Below are 20,216 nucleotides of genomic sequence, written 5' to 3' on the forward strand. Positions count from 1 at the left end.
GGCCGCCTCACACCCAGGCTTAACGCCGGGGGCGAACCCGCGGGGTCGGACCCCGGCTCTGTGCCCCAGCTGTGGTTAGGCGTACGCGGCGCGCCGGCGCCGTCAAACGCCGGCGGCCTGGTCGTCGGCCGCCCGGCGCGGCGGCGGCGGCGGCAAGCCCAAGTCGAGCTCCAGCTGCATCGACGCTTCGATTTCCGCCTCCAGCTCGGCTTCCAGCAGCAAGTCCGGCGCCAGGTCCGGTTCCAGCGCCGGCGCCTCCTGCCGCGGCAGGCTCTGTTCCACCATCAAGGTGAGCGGCTCCGGCGGCGGCGCGGGTTCCGCTTCGCGCTGCTGCTGCAACACCGTGTCGGCGTCCTGTTCGAGCGCCGTATAGTCCGGCGCCGCCGCCTCGCGCGACAGCAGCAGCGCCACCTCGGCCATGGCGCGGAACACCGGCAGCGACAGCGAGGCGGCCGCGGCCTGCATCGGATAATTGTTGTGCACGCGCGCCGATTGCAGCTCGCGGCCTATGCGGCAGCGCAAGATGCGCAGGCCGGAGCGGCCGATCGCCTCGACCAGCTCGGGCAGCATGCGCCGCAGCAACTGCTGCGCGGCCGGGTCGGGCGCCGCCAACTCCAGCAAGATGCCGTCGGCCATCGCCTCCATTTGAATCATCACCCGGCCCAGGTCGGCCAGCACCAGCTCCAGGCGCAGCGCGACCTTGCCGTGGCGCCGCTTCGGCGCGTCGTCCTCGTCCGGGTCGCCGGCCAGCACGCGCAGCATCAGCCGTTGGCCGGCCCAGCCGTACACCGCGAAGCGCCAGGCTTCGGCGTCCATGATCAGGGGCGGGCGCGCCGCTTCGCGCAGCGCCGCCGGGTTTTGCTCGGCCATGAAAAGGTTGCCCGGCACGTGCTGGCCGCGCGCCTGTTCCTGCAACGCGGCGCGCTGCTCGCCGTAGGTCCTGACCATGACGCGCCAGGACGCCGCCAGCGTGGCGGGGTTGGGCGCCTGCCAGACCAGTTGGCGTGAAAAAAACAGTTGGTTGACCTGCATCGCGCTGGTGTCGTGCGGGGTGGCGTCGGCGCCCGCGCCGGCGGCGGGCGCGCCGCCGAAGGCCTGCTGGCCGTGGGCCGGCAGGCCGGCGCTGGCGGCCGGCAGTTCCGGCGTATACGCCGCCAGTTGCGCCAGCGCCGCCACGCTGGCCGGCGCCAGCGCCGTCACGTTGCTCATGTCGAGGCGTTGCGTGAGCATCGGCGCCAGGTTGATCAAGGGAATTCTGTCTATCGCCATCGCCATTCCCCCAGAGGTAAGGGGTAAAAAAAAGCCAACCGGTTGAAGGGTTGGCTCTTGGTGGACCCGCGCGTCGCCGCGTCAGGAATCTTGAACCATTATTGCAGCAGGGACATGACCATCGACGACATGCTGTTGCTTTGCTTCAGCATGGCGGTACCGGCTTGCAGCAGCATTTGGCTGGACGTCATGGTCGAGCTTTCGGTCGCGAAGTCGGTGTCCATGATGCGGCCGCTGGCGGCTTTGGTGTTGTTGCTGATGTTCATCAAGTTGGTGTTGATGTGGTCCAGGCGGTTGTTGGTCGCACCAATGTGCGAGCGCACCGTGCTGACGGCGGCGATCGAGGCGTCGAGCAAGTCGATGGTCGCGTTGGCGGTGCTGGAAATCGAGGTGCCGGTGTTCGACGCTGCCGTGGCGGTGGTGATGGCGCCCATTTCGGTGGAGAAGTCGACGCTCATTTGTTCGCCGGTGGTGGCGCCAATCTGGAAGTTGACGGCGGCCGTGCCGAGGGTGCCGCCGGTCAGCAATTTGGTGCCGCCGAACGTGGTGTTGCCCATGACGTTGGTGATTTCCGTCGTCAGCGCGTCGAATTCGGCTTGCATCGCGGTTTTGTCGCTGGTTGTCGAGGACACGTCGGCCGCCTGGGTTGCCAGGTCTTTCATGCGCACCAGCATGTTCGACACTTCGTTCAGCGCGCCGTCGGCGGTTTGCAGCATCGAGGTGCTTTTCTGGGTGTTTTGCATCGCCATCGCCATGCCGCTGGTTTGCGCTTTCAGGCGGGTGGCGATTTGCAGGCCGGCGGCGTCGTCCATCGAGGAGTTGATGCGGAAGCCAGTGCTCAGGCGCGTCATCGCTGTCGACAGGGTTTGCTGGGTTTTGGCGACCGAGGACTGGGCGGACAGGGAAGCGTTGTTGGTGTGAAGGCTAAGCATGAGTAACTCCTGGTAGGTGGGTTCGGTTCGGAGCATCGAATCTTCCTGCTCTCCCAAGTACAAGACGACCGTCCAGGGAAACTTATTAAATGCTTTGAAGAAATTTTTAAAAATAATTTCCAAGCGCCTTTCCGGCCCGGCGGGCGGCGCGCGCTTTATTGCAACAGTGCCATGATGATCGAGGACATGCCGTTGCTGCGCTGTAGCATGCTGCCGCCCGCCCGCAGCAACATTTGGCTGGAAGTCATGGCGGCGCTCTCCTGGGCGAAGTCGGCGTCCATGACGCGCCCGCTGGCGGCCCGGGTGTTGTCGCTGATGTTGGACAGGTTGCCGAGCACCCGGCCCAGGCGGTTGCCGACGGCGCCCATTTCCGAGCGGGCGGCGGCGACGGCGTCGAGCGCGGCGCGCAATGTGTCGATGCTGGCCGAGGCCGAACCGGGCAGTGTCAGGTCGGTGCCGGCGCCGGCGCCGGCGCTGGCGATGCCGAAGGTATTGTAGGTCGAGGCGGCGGCGTGCAGAGCGGCGTGCATCGCGTCGAGGCGGGTGGAAAAGTCGAAGGACATGAGGTCGCCGGAGGTCGCGCCGATCTGGTAGTCGACCGCGGCGGAGAAGGTGCCCTTGGCGGCGGCCGCCGTGGCCGCCGCCGAATACGCCAGGGTCGACGCGGCGGTCTGGCTGGCCGCCGCCGCCACCGTCGCCGCCGCCGCGACGGCGGCGACGGTGGCGGACGTGGACGCGCTGGCGTCGTTGGCGACGGCGCTGGCAAGCAGGGCGTTGGCCGTGGCCAACGCGCCGGCGGCCGCCGCCGCGGCGCCGCCGGCGGCCGCCAGTTCGACGCTGGTGTCGCCCAAGAGTATCTTGGCGCCGCCGAATGTGGTGTTGCCGGAGATATTGCTCAGCTGTTGGCTGAGCGCGCCAAATTCGGCCTGCATGGCGTTCCTGTCCTGCGCCGACGCCGAGGCGTCGGCGGCCAGGGTGGCCAAATCCTTCATGCGGATCAGCAGGTCGGTGCCGTCGCGCAGCGCGCCGTCGGCCGTTTGCAGCATGGAAATGTTGTTCTGGGCGTTGCGCATGGCCACGGCCATGCCGCTGGTCTGGGCCCGCAGGCGGGTGGCGATTTGCAGGCCGGCGGCGTCGTCCATGGCCGAGTTGACGCGGTAGCCGGTGGCCAGGCGCGTCATGGCGGTCGATAAACTGCCTTGGCTGCGCGCAAGCGAGCTGCGTGCGTACAACGCGACGGTGTTGGTGTGGAGACTCAGCATCGGGAGTGCGGCCATGCAAAGTGGGGGGAATAGGCTAACTGTAACAGCAATTAAATGCTTTTGGGAAATTCGGTGAAAGCCGATGCGCTGCGTCAAGCGGCGGACGCAGGTGAAAAAACGGGGGGGGGGGGGGGGGGCGGCCCCGCCGGGCGCCGCGCAGCTTGCTACATTACATCTTACATATTAGGGTAGTTGGGGCCGCCGCCGCCTTCCGGCGTGACCCAGACGATGTTCTGGGTCGGGTCCTTGATGTCGCAGGTCTTGCAGTGCACGCAGTTTTGCGCGTTGATCTGCAGGCGGTCCTTGCCCTCGTCGGTCTTGACGAACTCGTACACCCCGGCCGGGCAGTAGCGCGCCTCGGGACCGGCGTAGGTGGCCAGGTTGACGTCGACCGGCACGCTGGCGTTGCGCAGCGTCAGATGGATAGGCTGGTCTTCGGCGTGGTTGGTGTTGGAAATGAACACCGACGACATCTTGTCGAAGGTCAGCTTGCCGTCCGGCTTGGGATAGACGATGGGCTTGCACTGCGCCGCCGGCTTCAGGCACTCGTGGTCGCCGTGGCTGTGGCGCAAGGTCCACGGCGCCTTGCCGCGGAAAATCATCTGGTCGATCGCCGTCATCACGCTGCCCAGGTACAAGCCGCGCGACAGCCAAGGCTTGACGTTGCGCGCGACGTGCAATTCCTCGTGCAGCCAGGATTGTTCGAACGCCACCGGGTAGGCGGCCAGTTCGTCGTGCTGGCGCTTGGCGCCGAGCGCGCCGAAGGCCGCCTCGGCCGCCAGCATGCCGGATTTGATGGCCGCGTGGCTGCCCTTGATGCGGCTCATGTTGAGGAAGCCGGCGTCACAGCCGATCAGCGCGCCGCCCGCGAACACCAGTTTCGGCAGCGCTTGCAGGCCGCCGGCGGTGATCGCCCGGGCGCCGTAGGAAATCCGCTTGCCGCCCTCGAAGAAGGTGCTGATGGCCGGATGCGTCTTGTAGCGCTGGAATTCCTCGTACGGCGACAGATACGGGTTTTCGTAGTTCAGGCCAACCACGTAGCCGACCATCACCTGGTTGTTTTCCATGTGGTATAGGAAGGAGCCGCCGTAGGTTTTGCTGTCGAGCGGCCAGCCGGTCGAGTGGATCACCAGGCCCGGCGTGTGCTTGGACGGGTCGATTTCCCACAATTCCTTGATGCCGATGCCGTAGGACTGCGGGTCCTTGCCCTTGTTCAAGTCGTACTTCGTCATCAATTGCTTGCCCAGGTGGCCGCGCGCGCCTTCGGCGAACAGCGTGTACTTGGCGTGCAGTTCCATGCCCAGCTGGAAGTCGGGGCCGGGCTGGCCGTCGCGCTTGACGCCCATATTGCCGGTGGCCACGCCCTTGACCGAGCCGTCGTCGTTGTACAGGATTTCCGCGGCGGCGAAGCCGGGGAAGATCTCCACGCCCAGCGCTTCGGCCTGCTGGCCCATCCAGCGCACCACGTTGCCCAGCGAGACGATGTAGTTGCCGTGGTTTTCAAAGCAGGCCGGCACGGCGAAGTTCGGCGTTTTGATGGCTTTGGTTTCGGTGAGGAATAAAATGCGGTCTTCCGTCACCTCGGTGTGGAGTGGCGCGCCCAGTTCCTTCCAGTTCGGGATCAACTCGGTGAGCGCCCTCGGGTCCATGATGGCGCCCGACAGGATGTGCGCGCCCAGTTCGCCGCCTTTTTCCAGTACGCATACCGAAACGTCCTGGCCTTTTTCGGCGGCCAGCTGCTTCAGTTTGATGGCCGCAGCCAGGCCGGCGGGGCCGCCGCCGACAACGACGACGTCGTATTCCATCGTGTCGCGGGGGCCGTACTGTTCAACAATATTATTAGGCTGTGTCATGGTCTCGTCGTGGTAAAAGAAAATTTAAGCACGAGTGTGCTTGTTTTTAGGGCGGAATGCAACTTTGGCGCCATTTTGAGGGACATTATTAGACGCCGCAATCTAATCCTGATAATTTGTGTAATGATTGCGTTTACTGTGGCATAGGCGGCGCGGCGCTGTCGCCCCCGCGCCGGCAGGCACGCTGCATCATATTTTTATCAAAAAACAATACAGGGAGTAGCTCGTGGGCATTGAAGTGAACTTTGAGGGCAAGATTGCCCTGATCACCGGCGCCTCCAGCGGTCTTGGCGCGCGTTTCGCGAAAGTGCTGGCCCAGGCCGGCGCGCAAGTGGTGCTGGCCTCGCGCCGCACCGAGCGCTTGAAGGAGTTGCGCGCCGAGATCGAGGCCGACGGCGGTGCCGCCCACGTGGTGGCGCTGGACGTGACCGACTACGCCAGCATCAAGTCGGCCATCGCCCACGCCGAGACGGAGGCGGGGGCGATCGACATCCTGGTCAACAATTCCGGCGTCTCGACGACGCAGCGGCTGGTCGACGTGACGCCCGAGGACTACGCCTTCGTCATGGACACCAACCTGCGCGGCTCCTTCTTCGTGGCGCAGGAAACGGCCAAGCGCATGATCGCGCGCGCCAAGGGCGACCCGAAAAAGCAGCACCGCATCATCAACATCGCCTCGATGGCGGGGCTGCACGTGCTGCCGCAAATCGGCGTGTACTGCATGAGCAAGGCCGGCATGGTGCACATGACCAAGGCCATGGCGGTGGAATGGGGCAAGTACGGCATCAACACCAACGCCATTTGCCCGGGCTACATCTCGACCGAGATCAACGAAGACTATTTCTCCAGCGACCAGGGCAAGAAGCTGATCGAGACGCTGCCGCACAAGCGCCCTGGCAAGCCGGAAGACCTCGACGGCCTGCTGCTGCTGCTGGCCGGGGAAGACTCGCACTTCATCAACGGCGCCATCATCTCCGCCGACGGCGGCATGACCGCCTTGTAAAATGGTGGATTTCCACAGACGCCGCGACAGTCGCCAAACCCAATGGCGGGAGCCGGGGTCAGGCCTTAGGATACGACCCCGGGGTGGCGTCCTTGGTGTGGACCCGGTCAGCGCGGCGTTTGCAACCCGACCAGCTTGTGCACCAGCTCCGACGACGTGGCCGCGGCGAACTTGCGCATCAATTTGGCGCGGTGCATTTCCACCGTGCGCGGACTCAGGTCGATCTGCCGCGCGATCAGCTTGCTGGTTTTCCCCTCGACCAAGAGGGCGGCGATTTCCCGTTCGCGCGGGGTCAGCTCGGCCGTCACCGGGCGCTTTTCGCTGACATCCTCGAACGTCCAGATACCGGCGCCCAGCGGCTGCCTGGGCACCAGCGCGTGGCCGCTGACGTGGCACCAGAACAATTCCTCGTTGGCGCGGCGCATGATGCGCTCGTCCGAATAGCGCCCCTTGGCGTTCATGATCGGAATGATGCGGTCGCCGGTGCGCAGGAACTCGTCCATCGTCGGGTACAGCACCCGGAACGACTGCCCGACCAGTTGCGCGCGGGCGTAGCCGAACATGGCCGCCAGCGCCTCGTTGCAGGTCTGGATGATGCGGTTTTCCGAAATACACATGCCGACCGGCGCGTGCAGAAAAATCGTTTCATAGTCGATCGTAGTTTGCGGAACATTCATCGGGCGCGAAATCAATTCTGTTAAGGTAAGGAACGCTGGAAGGCCGGTAGTTCTACGGTATTGTGCTTTTCCTTCTCGTATTTTATGCTGATACGCTACAACCGGACACGACACAGCTTAACAAAAGAAAAGGGACACGTATGAATAAAGTTTATCCTGACGCCGCGTCGGCGCTGGCCGGTATTGTCAAAGACGGCCAGACGATCGCGGTCGGCGGCTTCGGCCTGTGCGGCATTCCCGAGGCGCTGATCGAGGCGCTGCGCGACTCCGGCGTCAGCAACCTGACCGCCATTTCGAACAACGCCGGCGTCGACGGCTTCGGCCTGGGCCAGTTGTTGACGACACGCCAGATCAAGAAGATGATCGCCTCCTACGTCGGGGAAAACAAGGAATTCGCGCGCCAGTATCTGGCCGGCGAACTGGAGCTGGAATTCACGCCGCAGGGCACGCTGGCCGAGAAGCTGCGCGCCGGCGGCGCCGGCATCCCGGCCTTCTTTACCAAAACCGGGGTCGGCACCATCGTCGCCGACGGCAAGGAAATCCGCGAATTCGACGGCGAGCAATACGTGATGGAGCGCAGCCTGGTGTCCGACGTGTCACTGGTGAAAGCCTACATGGCCGACCGCGCCGGCAACCTGGTCTACCGCAAGACGGCGCGCAACTTCAATCCGAACGTGGCGATGGCCGGCAAGATCACCATCGTCGAAGTCGAGAAGCTGGTCGAGATCGGCGAGATCGATCCCGACGACGTCCACACGCCGAGCATTTTCGTGCACCGCATCGTCGTCAACGCGAACCCGGAAAAGCGCATCGAACAGCGCACCGTGCGCGCCAACTAATAAGAAAGACGGAGATTACTATGGCATGGACTCGTGATGAAATGGCCGCGCGCGCGGCGAAAGAGCTGCAGGACGGCTTCTATGTGAACCTGGGCATCGGTTTGCCGACTCTGGTGGCGAACTACGTGCCGGCCAATATGGAGGTGTTCCTGCAATCGGAGAACGGCTTGCTGGGCATCGGCCCGTTCCCGGTCGACGCCGAAGTCGACGCCGACTTGATCAACGCCGGCAAGCAGACCGTGACGGCGCTGCCGGGCGCTGCCTACTTTAGCTCGGCCGACTCGTTCGGCATGATCCGCGGCGGCAAAATCAACCTGGCCATCCTGGGCGCGATGCAGGTGTCGGAAAAGGGCGACCTGGCCAATTGGATGATACCGGGCAAAATGGTCAAGGGCATGGGCGGCGCGATGGACCTGGTGGCCGGCGTCAAGCGCGTGGTGGTGTTGATGGAACACGTCGCCACCGCCAAGGACGGCAGCACCTCGCACAAGCTGCTCAAGCAATGCGACTTGCCGCTGACCGGCGTCGGCGTGGTCGACCTGGTCATCAGCGACCTGGGCGTGATCGAAGTCACGCCGGCCGGGCTGAAGCTGATTGAGCTGGCGCCGGGCGTGACGAAAGAGGAAATCGTCGCCGCCAGCGGCGCCGAGCTGGACGTCAGCGGCGTGTAAAAACGGCGCGCAATAAAAAAGGCAGCGGAACAATCCGCTGCCTTTTTTTATTGCCTTGTTACGCCAGCGCGCCGCTGGCGCGCCGCCTTCTCTATTACTTACGCGGCGCGAACGTGCTTGACGGCCACCGGCGCTGCCACCGGCACGGCGTGGGCCGTGGCATGGCTAGGGTTAGCCAGTTCGCGGTGCATTCGTTCGACGTCGAGTTCCTTTTCCCACTTCGAGACGACCACGGTGGCGACGCCGTTGCCGATGAAGTTGGTGATGGCGCGGCATTCGCTCATGAAGCGGTCGATGCCGAGGATCAAGGCCATGCCGGCCACCGGGATCGTTGGCACCACGGCCAGGGTCGCGGCCAGCGTGATGAAGCCGGCGCCGGTGATGCCGGAGGCGCCCTTCGAGGTCAGCATCGCCACGCCGAGGATGGTCAGTTGCTGCATCAGCGTCAGGTCGGTGTTGGTGGCCTGGGCCACGAACAGGGCCGCCATGGTCATGTAGATGTTGGTGCCGTCCAGGTTGAAGGAGTAGCCGGTTGGCACCACCAGGCCGACCACGGGTTTCGAGCAACCGAGTTTTTCCAGCTTGGTCATCAGGGCAGGCAGCGCGCTTTCCGACGAGCTGGTACCGAGCACGATCAGCAGCTCTTCCTTGATGTAGAGCAGGAAGCGGCCGATCGAGAAGCCGGTCATTCTGGCGATCGTGCCCAGCACGACAAAGATGAACAGGAAGCAGGTCAGGTAGAAGGAACCCATCAGCTTGGCCAGCGGCAGCAGCGAGGCCAGGCCGTATTTGCCGATGGTGAAGGCCATGGCGCCGAACGCGCCAATCGGGGCCGCTTTCATGACGATGTTGACGATGGCGAAGAAGGCGTGCGCCACGTCGTCGACCAGCTTGGCCACCGGGCGGCCCTTGTCGCCCAGAATCGACAGCGCGAAGCCGAACAGGATGGCGATCAGCAGCACCTGCAGGATGTCGCCCTTGGCGAAGGCGTCAACGACCGTGTTCGGGATGATGTTCATGATGAAATCGGTGGTGCTCTGGGTCTTGGCCTTGTCGGTGAACTGGCTGATGGCCTTGGTGTCGAGCGTGGCCGGGTTGGCGTTGAAGCCGGCGCCCGGTTGCAGCAGGTTGGCGACGATCAGGCCGATGGCCAGGGCGATGGTCGAGACGACTTCGAAGTAGAGCAGCGCCTTGCCGCCGACGCGGCCGATTTTTTTGATGTCTTGCATGCCGGCGATGCCGGAGACGACGGTGCAGAAAATCACCGGCGCGATGATCATCTTGATCAGCTTGATGAACCCGTCCCCGAGCGGCTTCATGTCGACGGCGTTGGTGGGGTAAAACACGCCCAGCAGCACACCGCACACGATGGCGAACAGGACTTGAATGTAGAGGATTTTATAGAATGGTTTTTTCATGATTGTCTCCCGGCTAGAGACTTCATGATCACGCCGCGGGCGTTTTGTCACAATTGTGGATAACCGCAGTGCGCGCCGTCGGCGCTATTTCAAACCAACGGCAAAGAGCCTGGACAGACCCTTCGCGCCAAGGCGGGAAGGTCTGAGCCCGGGGGGGCGGCGCCGGTTGACGCGTACGCTTCACCCCCTCCCCAAAAAAACCTACTGCGCGACCCAGCCGCCGTCCATGTTCCACGCCACGCCGCGTACCTGCCTGGCGGCGTCGCTGCACATGAACACGGCTAGCGCGCCCAATTCCTCCGGCGAGACGAATTCGCCCGACGGCTGCTTTTCCGACAGTAGCGCCTTCTTGGCCTCGTCGACGCCGGTGCCGTCCTTGGCCGCGCGGTCGTCAACCTGCTTTTGCACCAGCGGCGTGAGGACGAAGCCGGGGCAGATGGCGTTCACCGTCACGCCGGTGTGCGCCGTCTCCAGCGCGGTGGCCTTGGTCAGGCCGATCAGGCCGTGCTTGGCGGCGACGTAGGCCGATTTCTGCGCCGACGCCACCAGGCCGTGCACCGACGCCAGGTTGATGATGCGGCCCCAGTTGCGCGCCTTCATTTGCGGCAGTAGCAGGCGCGAGGTGTGGAAGGCCGAGCTGAGGTTGATGGCGAGGATGGCGTCCCATTTCTCGACCGGGAAGTCCTCGACGTTGGCGACGAACTGGATGCCGGCGTTGTTGACCAGCACGTCGACGCCGCCGAAGGTGGCGTCGGCGAACTTGACCATCGCCTCGATCTCGGCCGGCTTCGACATGTCGGCGTTGTGGTAGGCGGTGCGCACGCCGAATTGCTTGGCCACGGCCACTTGCAGGCGCTCGATTTCGGCGGCGTCGCCGAAGCCGTTGAACAGGATATTGGCGCCCTCGGCGGCCAGCGAGCGGGCCAGGCCCAGGCCGATGCCGGAGGTGGAGCCGGTTACCAGGGCGGTCTTGCCGCTTAACATAGTGCTTGTCATGGAGTCCTCTGTGAGTGGAAGATGCTGGATTGCTACCCAAAGTCACGCTGCCCTATGATTTTAAGGGCAACGCCCGGTAAAATGGCGCACATGTGCACGCGTCACGCATTTACTGTCACGCGATTCACCCTGCGTAGTTGGCGACAAATACGCATCTCACAAGGAAGCGGCATGATCGAAGCGAAAATAAAGTCCGTCCAGTGCCTGTCCCCGGCCGGCTTGCACCACATGGCCTACAAGGAATGGGGCGAGGCGGACAACCCGAACGTGCTGGTATGCGTCCATGGCGTCACGCGCGTGTCGGACGATTTCGACAACCTGGCGCGCGCGCTGGCGGCCGACTTCCGCGTGGTCTGCCCCGACGTCGTCGGGCGCGGCCGCTCCGGCTGGTTGCGCAACCCGCAGTTGTACCGGGTGCCGCAATACGTCAGCGACATGGTCACCTTGCTGGCGCGCGTGCTGGCCGACGGCGAGCGCCAAAGCGTGGCCTGGTTCGGCACCTCGATGGGCGGCTTGATCGGCCTGGGCCTGGCGTCGCTGCCGGACAGTCCGGTCGAACGCTTGATTTTGAACGACATCGGCCCCACCTTGGCCCCCGAGGCCTTGCAGCGCATCGGCGACTACATCGGCCAGGATCTGCGCTTTCCAAGCTTCGAGGCGGGCGCCAAATTCATCCGCGACGTCTCGCAGACCTTCGGCGAACACAGCGAGCGGGAGTGGTACAAGCTGGCGTCCGACGTGTTGCGTCAAGACAAGGACGGGCAATGGATACGGCACTACGATATGGGGCTGGCGCAGCCGTTCCGTTCGGCCACGCCGGAGTCGGCCAAGGCCGACGAGGCGATGCTGTGGGCCGCCTACGACGCCGTGCGCTGCCCGACGCTGCTGGTGCGCGGCGCCGACTCCGACCTGTTGTCGCGCGAGACCGCCGCCATCATGGCCGGGCGCGGGCCGAAGGCGCAACTGGTCGAAATCGCCGGCGTCGGCCACGCGCCGACCTTTACGCACGAGGACCAGATCGCCATCGCGCGCCGGTTTTTGCTGGGCCGCTAAGCCGGCCTTGTATGGCCCGGGGCGCAGCTTGACATCCGTACCGCTTTAACCAGTAACAATGAAGAGAAATAGCATGGAAATCAAACGACTGTACGTAGGAAAACGCCTGTCCGAAGTGGCAATCCACAATAGCACCGTGTACCTGGCCGGCCAGATCGCCGAGGACACCGCCGCCGATATCGTCGGGCAAACGCGCGAGGTGCTGGGCCACGTCGACCGCCTGCTGGCCGAGGCCGGCAGCGACAAGACCTGCATCCTGAGCTGCCAGATCTACCTCGCCGACATGGCGCACTTCGCCGGCATGAACGAGGTCTGGGACGACTGGGTCGCCGCCGGCCACACGCCGCCGCGCGCGACGGTCGAGTCGACACTGGCCGACCCGGCCTGCCTGGTCGAAATCGTCGTCGTCGCGGCGCAGCGTTAGGCGGGCCATGGTGTCCATTTCGGCGCTCGCGAGCGCAACCACCGAGCAACTGGTGCAGGGCTTGAGCGAGGCCGACGGCGCGCGCGTGCTGGCCGCCTTCGAGTACGCCAGCGAGATGTACGGCGACAAGACCGGCACCAGCGGCCAGCCGGCGCTGGAGTTTTCGGTCGGCGTGGCCAACACGCTGGCGTTTCTGCGCAGCGACGCCGAAACCCGCATCGCCGGGCTGATGTTCGAGCTGACCTTGCTCGACCCGACGCAGGCGCCGACGATCGCGCCGCGCTTCGGCCAGCAGGTGTGCGACCTGGTCACCGGCGTGCGCCAGCTGATCCGGCTGCGCGCGCTGACCCAGGGCCAGCAAGGCGCCGGCGGGCGCGGCAAGAACGCCGCGCTGCTGGCCGTGGCCCAGGTGGAAACGCTGCGCAAGATGCTGCTGGCGATGGCCACCGACATGCGCGTGGTGCTGGTGCGGCTGGCCTCGAGTGTGATGACGCTGCGCTATTACGCCGACCACAAGCTGTTCAACGAAACCACCCGCGCCTACGGCCGGGAGACGCTGGACCTGTACGCGCCGCTGGCCAACCGGCTCGGCATCTGGCAGTTGAAGTGGGAGCTGGAAGACCTGTCGTTCCGTTTCATCGAGCCGGAGGCCTACAAGCGCATCGCCAAGATGCTCGAGGAAAAACGCATGATGCGCGAGGGCTTCGTCTCGTCGGCGATCTTGCGCCTGCAGAGCGAGCTGGCCGGCGCCGGCATCCAGGCCGAGGTGTTCGGCCGGCCCAAGCACATCTACAGCATCTGGAGCAAGATGCGCGGCAAGGAACTCGACTTCACCGAGCTGTACGACGTGCGCGCCTTCCGCGTCATCGTCGCCGACGTCAAGACCTGCTATACCGTGCTCGGCGTGGTGCACAACATCTGGACGCCGATCCCCAAGGAATTCGACGACTATATCTCGCGGCCCAAGCCGAACGGCTACCAGTCGCTGCACACGGTGGTGACGGCCGACGACGGCCGTCCGCTCGAGGTGCAGATCCGCACCAACGAAATGCACAGCTTCGCCGAGTACGGCGTGGCGGCGCACTGGCGCTACAAGGAGGAGGGCGGTTCGAACTTCGCCGGCCAGAAGTACGACGAGAAAATCGCCTGGCTGCGCCAGCTGCTGGCGTGGAAGTCGGACGTCGCCGACGCCGTCGTCGGCCAGGAGGAAATCCAGCGCGAATGGGTGGAGAAGCTCAAATCGGCGACGCTGGACGACCGCATCTTCGTGCTGACGCCGCAGGCGCGCGTGCTGGAGCTGCCGGTCGGCGCGACGCCGATCGACTTCGCCTACCACCTGCACAGCGACGTCGGCCACCGTTGCCGCGGCGCGCGGGTGGACGGCGTCATGGTGCCGCTGAACACCCAGCTGAGGAACGGCCAGACCTGCGAGATCCTCACCGCCAAGGGCGCGCCCGGCAGCGCCGGGCCGTCGCGCGACTGGCTCAGCGCCGGCTACTGCGTCAGCAACCGCACCCGCTCCAAGGTACGCGCCTGGTTCCACGCCATCGACATGCAGGAAACGCTGGCGCACGGGCGGGCGATGGTGGAAAAGTCGCTGCAGCGCGAGGGCAAGACCGCCGTCAACCTGGAGGCGCTGGCGCAAAAACTCGGCTTCGCCAAGGTCGACGAGCTGTTCCTGTCGGTCGGCAAGGAGGAGTTTAGCCTGCGCCAGGTCGAGCAGGCGCTGCACGACAACGGCGAGGTGGCCGAGCAGGAGGACGCGGTGGTGCTGGGCAAGAGCCGCGCCTCCAGCGTCGAGAAGGGCGCCAAGTCGGGCGTGCTGGTGGTCGGCACCGAGGGCTTGATGACGGCGCTGGCGAAATGCTGCAAACCGGCGCCGCCGGACGGCATCGTCGGCTTCGTCACGCGCGGCAAGGGCGTCTCGATCCACCGTGCCAGCTGCAAGAACTTCGCCGAAATGCGCGCCAAGGCGCCCGAGCGCGTCATCGCCAGCGAGTGGGGCCGGGCCGGCCACGACACCGTCTACCCGGTCGATATCTTCATCCTGGCGGGCGACCGCCAGGGCCTGCTGCGCGACATCTCGGAGATTTTTTCACGCGAGAAGATCAACGTCATCGGCGTCAACACGCAAAGCGCGAAAGGGCAGGCGCGCATGACGTTCACGGCCGAAATCGGCTCGACCGCGCAACTGCTGAAGGCGCTCACGGTCATCCGCGACGTCGGCGGCGTGCTCGAGGCGCGCCGCCACTAGCGCAACGCGGCACGCCGCTGCGCAACGTCGGCGGCGCATCCGACTACGGCACCAGGACCGCGAACCATCAATGCGTGTGCTCGGCCGCGTGCAAATCGCCCATGCCGGCCGCCTCCGCCTGCAAGGTTACATGGTCGATGTTGTGGCGCTCCAGCAGCATCGCCTTTACCGCCCGCAGCACCCGCGGCCACTCGCGCAGGTCGGCGATCTCCAGATGGCCGATCAGCGCCGGCTGGCCCGGCGACATATCCCACACGTGCAAATCATGCACCGACAGTACGCCGTCGACTTGGGCGAGGTCGGCGCCGACGGCCAGGTAATCGATCTGCCGCGGCACGCCCTCCATCAGGAAATGGTAGGACTCGCGCAGCACGCCGACGGTCGATTTCAGGATCAGCAGCGAGACGAAAATCGACAGCAGCGGATCGATCCGCATCCAGCCGGTGAGGTAGATCACGGCGCCGGCGGCCAGCGCCGCCAGCGAACCGAGCAAGTCGCCCATCACGTGCACCAGCGCCGCGCGGGTGTTCAAGCTGTCCTTGTCCTTCGACAGCACCCATGCCACGACCAGATTGATCGCCAGGCCGATCGCCGCCACCACCACCACCATGCCGCCCTGCACCGGCTGCGGCGCGGCGAAACGCTGTACCGCCTCGTAGGCAATCCACAACACCACCGCCAACATCGCCAGGCCGTTGACGAAGGCGGCCAGCGCCTCGGCGCGGCCGAAGCCGAACGAATGCTTGGCCGACGGCGGACGCTTGGCGATGACCTGGGCCAGCAAGGCCAGGCCCAGCGCGGCGGCGTCGGTGACCATGTGGCCGGCGTCCGAAATCAGCGCCAGCGAATGGGAGAGGAAGCCGGCAAGCACCTCGACGACGGCGAACGCCAAGGTCAGGCCAAGCGCCCAGGCGAGGATCTTCTGGCTGCGGTTCTCGAAAAAATGCGCGTGCTTGGCGTCGCCGGCAAGGTGGGCGTGCAAATGGGCCGAAGAGGGATTTTTTGCGGGCATCGGTGATTTCAAAGTTAATAAGGGTAACGCCAGTGTAAAGGAAGTGTGGCGCGGGCGTGTACGTCAACCGCCGGCGCCAGTCAAGCGACGCCCGCGCGTTGCGGCAGGCTTGCGGTTTTTGATTGCGCGCCCGAGGGCGATAGGCGTTTCGATCGTGCTGCTTTGACGTGCAAGTGAGTAGTCTCAATGCCTCGACGCGGTTATATCCGAAAAACTCAGCTATAAAATGAACGCCTTGGTGGCAATGATGAATTCGCTTGAGAAGGATCAATAAAGCCGCGCGCCGGCATCGATTAATATGCGGCGTGGCGCTATTGTTTGAAAGTCCAACGTGCCTATTTCATTTAAATAAACGCGCATCGGCAAGGAACTTATTCTGGTTGCTAATTGCGGAAGTAATCATTTTGGGTAGGCCGTTTTTGGACAAGCCGCGAAAACTACTGCGCGCGCTAGGGAATTTTTTGGATAACCTCTGGAAATAAACCATAAAAGGAAAATATGTCAGCCATCAAACGATCCAACGCAGGTACGCAACATTCCAAGCAGGTTATTGGTTATATAACGCAGTATGACGGTTGGAAGGATGTCGCCGGCCTGGTGCCAAAAGGCGGGTATAATCAATTGAACGTGGATTTTAGTAAATACACCATGTTGAATTTCTCCTTCTTTGGCCTGGCGAAGGATGGCACCCTGCATAGCGGTGATCATCGCAACCAACAAATCCATCTGGCCGGGCAGGTGCAAGAACCGAATGAGTTGATTCACAGCGATATTTATAGCAGCTTTGATATGCATATTCTGCATGGTGAACTATTGGTGATTTCCTGGATTCAGGACAATAGCTACGAATATCAGCAGGGTTATCGTAACGAAGCAGGCGGCTGGAAAAACATCAATACGCAAGCAAGCGGCGCGTTTCCGCTGCTACTGCCCAAGCCGGACGGGCGGCCCGGTTTGCTGGCAAAGGCCCACGCCGAAGGTACGAAGGTGATGGCCTCATTGGGCGGCTGGAGCATGTCCAAGCACTTTTGCGAGGTGGCGGCCGATCCGGCCATGCGCGGCACCCTTGTCCGCGAGTGCTCCAAGCTGATCGAAATGGGCTTCGACGGCATCGATTTCGACTGGGAGTACCCCAATGCCAAGGGAATGAATATCGAGCATTATTCCGAGGCCGATTACGGAAATTTTGCCATCATGATGGAGGAGGTGCGTGCGAAAATCGGCCGCGATAAACTGATCACGGCGGCCATGTCCGCTTCTCCCGTATCCTTGGAAGGATTTGATTGGGCGAGATTGCAGGCCAGCATGGACTATTTTAATATCATGAGTTACGATATCAACGGCGGCTGGTCGGATATCGCAGGGCATAACACGCCGTTGTTCAATTATCCCGGCTCAGAAAGCCCAGTGTCCCTCGATAGCACGACCACTTTCCTGATCGGCAAGGGCGTGGCCGCGGAGAGAATCAACCTGGGCGCGGCATTTTACGGCCGCGGCGTGATCACGGAAAATGTGGGCGCGCTGAATGCCCCAACCGTCAAGAAAGATGTCTCGGTCAACCCGGACGGGCCAATTCTCAGTTGCGGCGACTTCGATAATTGGCCCCTGGGTATATGGGACGGCACCCCGCTGTATAGCGCCATTTTGCAAAAAACCGGCGGCGGCGGTGCCGACGGCTGGCAATACCATTGGGACGAGAATGCGATGGTGCCGTATCTGACCAAGGGAAAATATTTTCTCAGTTTCGACAACGAGCGCTCGATCAGGTTGAAGGCCGACTATATTAAGGAGAAAGGGCTGGCCGGCGTCATTATCTGGACTACCTACGGGGATCTGCTGGGCATGACAAATGAGGTCGAAAACGTCGGCCTCATGCTCAAACATTGCCCGCAGACGAGCTCGCCACTGGTGGACGCCATCAACGAGGTATTTGCCGGCGTTAAAGCCGGCAAATAGGTAAGTCGGGCGCCGCGTTAGCGATCGCCGCGCGGTGAATGGTTGGGGGTGAGTTACGATGGCCGGGCGCTTGTTGCCCGGCCATTTTGCCATCTGGCGCTTTTTCCCTGTCCCGACCCCAGAGTGTTGCGTGCGGCGGCGGGCTTTGGTTTCACAATGTAAGTGAGGTTGACGCCGGTGTTGGCGAGGGCAATGATGTCGTTGGGCGTTTTGCCGCGTTGTCCGCCAGGCCACCCGTATAATGTTGCCGTTTTCGCTCGTGTTCGCTCGTCTCTTCTGCTTCGATTCCAAGGATTTCATGTTGTCTATGCCACGTGTCTGGTCCCTCCTTTTGTTGCTTGTGCCTGTGTTGGGCCGCGCCGCCGTACTGGAAAATTCCGCCTGGCGCGTAGAGGTGGAGCCGGCCACGCTGGCGCTGCGGGTGCAGCCGGCGGGCGCTGCGCCGGTCGCGCTGTCGGACGGCGCCGGCAAGCATGCGGTCAGTGTGTTGCAGCAAAGCGCCACGCGCTTGCAGTGGCAGTGGGACGCCGGCGCCTATCGCTTCGAGCTGGAGTTGAAGGACCGCGATCTGCTGGTGGCGATCCACGCCAAGAGCGCCGGCGAGCTGGTGTTTCTGCGCCAGTCCGCCGCCGCCGCCGGCCGCGGCTTGATCATGCCGCTGGCGGAGGGCCATTATGTGCCGGCCGGCGACAAGGTTTGGCAGAAGTTCTTGCTCGACTTGGGCGAGTTCAATACCGCGCAGGATCTGAGTTTGCCGCTGTGGGGCGTGGACCATGGCGCCTTCTCGCTGTCGTGGTTGATGACGAATCCGTTTAATAACAAGGTCAAGGTGGCGCGCGACGGCGACGGCGTCAGTTTCGCGCTCAGCCACGAATTCGTCAGTCTGGCGCCGGCCGCGCCGATGACGCTGATCCTGCACTTGAACGGTCCCGACGCGCTGGCCGGGGCCAGGCGCTACCGCGACTGGCTGGTGGCGGAAGGCAAGTTCGAGACGCTCAAGGAGAAGGTCGGCCGTTCGCCCGAGGGCGCCAGGCTGTTCGGCGCCGCGCACGTGTATTTGTGGGGCGGCGGCTTGCTGGCGCCGGCCGATGTGCGCGACTGGCCGGCTTTCCTCGCCGTGCTGCGCGGCGACGCCGCGCTGGCCGTGCGCCTGCGCGCCAATGTCGGGCGCGACGGCGCCGAGGCGCTGGCCGAGGCGCGCGGCTTGCCGGAGCGGGCGCAACAGCGCGCGCTGCTCGACGCCGTCAACGGCGCCCTGAACGCGCTGGCGCGCGACAGCTGGCAAACCGCCGCCCCCGACGCCGAGGTGCTGGCCGGGCGCTACGGCGAGTTGCGCGCCGAGGTGGCGCGCACCTTCGCGCGCACGCTGACAGCCGACCCCGGCGCGTGGGGCGGCGGGGTGTCGGTGGCAACCATGAAAAAACTCCGCAAGGCCGGCCTGCCGCGCCTGTGGATCGGCCTGGGCGAAGGCTGGGAGGGTGGTTTGTGGCATCCGGAGGCGGTCGCCGCCGGCGTCGAGGCCGGCTATCTGGTCGCGCCCTACGATTCCTACGAGACGGCGCTAAAGCCGGGCAGCAATCCCGACTGGGCCACCGCGCACCTGGGCGAGAAGGTGTACCGCGATTGCGCGATCGTGCTCAAGAGCGGTTTGTTCCGCGCCGGCTTCCAGAAATCGGGCCGCTACACCGATTCGAACTGCGTGCGCCCGGTGTTGCAGGCGCGCGTCAAGGCGGTCGCGGCGAAGGCCGGCTTCAACAGCTGGTTCCTGGACGCCTATGCGAGCGGCATGGTGTTCGACAGTTACCGCGCCGAGGCGCCAATGACGCAGGCGCAGAATGCCGCCGGCAATATGGAGGCGTCGCGCTGGATCTCGGATACGCTGAAGATGCCGGCCGGTTCGGAGGACGGCCACGGCCCGGCCGCGCAGGGCATCCTGTTCGCCCACGGCGTGCAGACCCCGGTGATCGGCTGGGGCGACAAGGATATGCAAAAGGATAAGAATTCGCCGCACTTCCTCGGCAGCTGGTTCCCCGCCTCGCAGCCGACGGTGTTTTTCAAACAGGTGCCCTTGAAGGAGTCGCTAAGGGCGATCCACTTCAATCCGGCCACGCGCCTGCCGCTCTACCAGGCGGTGTTCCACGGCTCCGTGGTCAGCAGCCACCACTGGCTGTTCGACAGTTTGAAGTTCGGCAACGTGCGCGGCGACAACGAGCTGACGCAGTTGTTGTACAACGTGCCGCCGCTGTACCATTTGAGCGGCGACACGCTGGACCAGCGCTTGCCGCTGATCAAGCGCCAGGACGCCTTCTTCCGTCCCTTGCACCAGCGCCTGGCGGGCGAACAGATGACGGCGTTCAGCGCGATGTCGCCGGACCGCCTGCTGCAGGAAACCCGTTACAGCGACGGCACCCGACTGATCGCCAACTTTGGCGACAAGGACCTGGTGGTGGATGGCCGACGTTTAGCCAAGCGCAGCGTGACGGCGATCAACAGCGATGGCTACAGCAGCGTGTACGTCGTGGCGGCCGAGTAATGCCTGCTTTGCGAACACTTTTCATTCATGTCAAAGTTTCCTGCAATCAGCCCTTGTATTTGCC

Annotated in this window: 16 protein-coding genes; 8 read left to right on the top strand and 8 right to left on the bottom strand. The window is 64.0% G+C overall.

The features are described from left to right. Positions 1-102: 102 nt before the first annotated feature. The 4 genes from JANGC3_RS30560 to JANGC3_RS0103365 form a co-directional block, all read right to left on the bottom strand. Positions 103-1,269 carry a flagellar hook-length control protein FliK gene (locus JANGC3_RS30560; RefSeq protein WP_157406430.1) on the bottom strand — a complete coding sequence of 389 codons (1,167 nt, stop codon included), beginning with the start codon at positions 1,267-1,269 and terminating at the stop codon, positions 103-105. A 98-nt stretch (positions 1,270-1,367) separates the two neighbouring features. Next, positions 1,368-2,201, bottom strand: coding sequence for a flagellin N-terminal helical domain-containing protein (locus tag JANGC3_RS0103355; RefSeq protein ID WP_026132481.1), 834 nt, complete (start codon positions 2,199-2,201; stop codon positions 1,368-1,370). Positions 2,202-2,356: 155 nt separating this feature from the next. Then, positions 2,357-3,463, bottom strand: coding sequence for a flagellin N-terminal helical domain-containing protein (locus tag JANGC3_RS30565; RefSeq protein ID WP_017875078.1), 1,107 nt, complete (start codon positions 3,461-3,463; stop codon positions 2,357-2,359). A gap of 176 nt (positions 3,464-3,639) precedes the next feature. Continuing rightward, a complete protein-coding gene (locus tag JANGC3_RS0103365; protein ID WP_232429647.1) occupies positions 3,640-5,316 on the bottom strand; it encodes an electron transfer flavoprotein-ubiquinone oxidoreductase in 1,677 nt (558 codons plus the stop codon). A gap of 226 nt (positions 5,317-5,542) precedes the next feature. Here JANGC3_RS0103365 and JANGC3_RS0103370 point away from each other — a divergent pair, with 226 nt between their 5' ends. Continuing rightward, positions 5,543-6,319, top strand: a complete 777-nt coding sequence (locus JANGC3_RS0103370) for an SDR family oxidoreductase (RefSeq protein ID WP_017875080.1) — start codon at positions 5,543-5,545, stop codon at positions 6,317-6,319. Between the two features lie 107 nt (positions 6,320-6,426). Here JANGC3_RS0103370 and JANGC3_RS0103375 read toward each other — a convergent pair whose 3' ends face one another. After that, positions 6,427-6,996 carry a LuxR C-terminal-related transcriptional regulator gene (locus JANGC3_RS0103375; protein WP_017875081.1) on the bottom strand — a complete coding sequence of 190 codons (570 nt, stop codon included), beginning with the start codon at positions 6,994-6,996 and terminating at the stop codon, positions 6,427-6,429. A 140-nt stretch (positions 6,997-7,136) separates the two neighbouring features. Between JANGC3_RS0103375 and JANGC3_RS0103380 the strand changes: the two genes are divergently transcribed. Beyond that, positions 7,137-7,835 carry a CoA transferase subunit A gene (locus JANGC3_RS0103380; RefSeq protein WP_017875082.1) on the top strand — a complete coding sequence of 233 codons (699 nt, stop codon included), beginning with the start codon at positions 7,137-7,139 and terminating at the stop codon, positions 7,833-7,835. A 20-nt stretch (positions 7,836-7,855) separates the two neighbouring features. Then, positions 7,856-8,506 (top strand): 3-oxoacid CoA-transferase subunit B, encoded by a 651-nt coding sequence (locus tag JANGC3_RS0103385; protein ID WP_035787529.1) that lies wholly within the window; start codon positions 7,856-7,858, stop codon positions 8,504-8,506. 98 nt (positions 8,507-8,604) lie between these two features. On the opposite strand, the gene JANGC3_RS0103390 is transcribed toward JANGC3_RS0103385, so the two are convergent. Both JANGC3_RS0103390 and JANGC3_RS0103395 read right to left on the bottom strand, forming a co-directional pair. Further along, complete coding sequence (locus JANGC3_RS0103390; protein WP_017875084.1) at positions 8,605-9,924, bottom strand: dicarboxylate/amino acid:cation symporter; 1,320 nt, start codon at positions 9,922-9,924, stop codon at positions 8,605-8,607. Between the two features lie 201 nt (positions 9,925-10,125). Beyond that, entirely contained in the window at positions 10,126-10,908 is a 783-nt protein-coding gene (locus JANGC3_RS0103395; protein ID WP_017875085.1) for a 3-hydroxybutyrate dehydrogenase, read from the bottom strand. Positions 10,909-11,091: 183 nt separating this feature from the next. Here JANGC3_RS0103395 and JANGC3_RS0103400 point away from each other — a divergent pair, with 183 nt between their 5' ends. The 3 genes from JANGC3_RS0103400 to JANGC3_RS0103410 all read left to right on the top strand — a co-directional run bounded on the left by JANGC3_RS0103400 (position 11,092) and on the right by JANGC3_RS0103410 (position 14,651). Continuing rightward, positions 11,092-11,973: an alpha/beta fold hydrolase gene (locus JANGC3_RS0103400; RefSeq protein ID WP_017875086.1), complete on the top strand. Its 882-nt coding sequence runs from the start codon at positions 11,092-11,094 to the stop codon at positions 11,971-11,973. 73 nt (positions 11,974-12,046) lie between these two features. After that, positions 12,047-12,397, top strand: coding sequence for a RidA family protein (locus tag JANGC3_RS0103405; RefSeq protein ID WP_017875087.1), 351 nt, complete (start codon positions 12,047-12,049; stop codon positions 12,395-12,397). 7 nt (positions 12,398-12,404) lie between these two features. Beyond that, positions 12,405-14,651 (top strand): RelA/SpoT family protein, encoded by a 2,247-nt coding sequence (locus JANGC3_RS0103410; RefSeq protein WP_017875088.1) that lies wholly within the window; start codon positions 12,405-12,407, stop codon positions 14,649-14,651. Between the two features lie 67 nt (positions 14,652-14,718). Here the strand turns inward: JANGC3_RS0103410 and JANGC3_RS0103415 are convergent, their stop codons facing one another. Beyond that, positions 14,719-15,663, bottom strand: a complete 945-nt coding sequence (locus JANGC3_RS0103415; RefSeq protein ID WP_017875089.1) for a cation diffusion facilitator family transporter — start codon at positions 15,661-15,663, stop codon at positions 14,719-14,721. A 498-nt stretch (positions 15,664-16,161) separates the two neighbouring features. Between JANGC3_RS0103415 and JANGC3_RS28260 the strand changes: the two genes are divergently transcribed. After that, on the top strand, positions 16,162-17,619 hold the full coding sequence (locus tag JANGC3_RS28260; protein WP_081611745.1) for a glycoside hydrolase family 18 protein: 1,458 nt from the start codon (positions 16,162-16,164) through the stop codon (positions 17,617-17,619). Positions 17,620-17,959: 340 nt separating this feature from the next. Beyond that, the gene (locus JANGC3_RS0103425; RefSeq protein WP_232429768.1) at positions 17,960-20,152 is read left to right on the top strand and encodes a glycoside hydrolase; all 2,193 of its coding nucleotides are present in this window, start codon (positions 17,960-17,962) and stop codon (positions 20,150-20,152) included. The last annotated feature ends 64 nt before the right edge of the window (positions 20,153-20,216 follow it).

The sequence above is a fragment of the Janthinobacterium sp. CG3 genome (genome assembly GCF_000344615.1).
Lineage (GTDB): Bacteria > Pseudomonadota > Gammaproteobacteria > Burkholderiales > Burkholderiaceae_D > Janthinobacterium.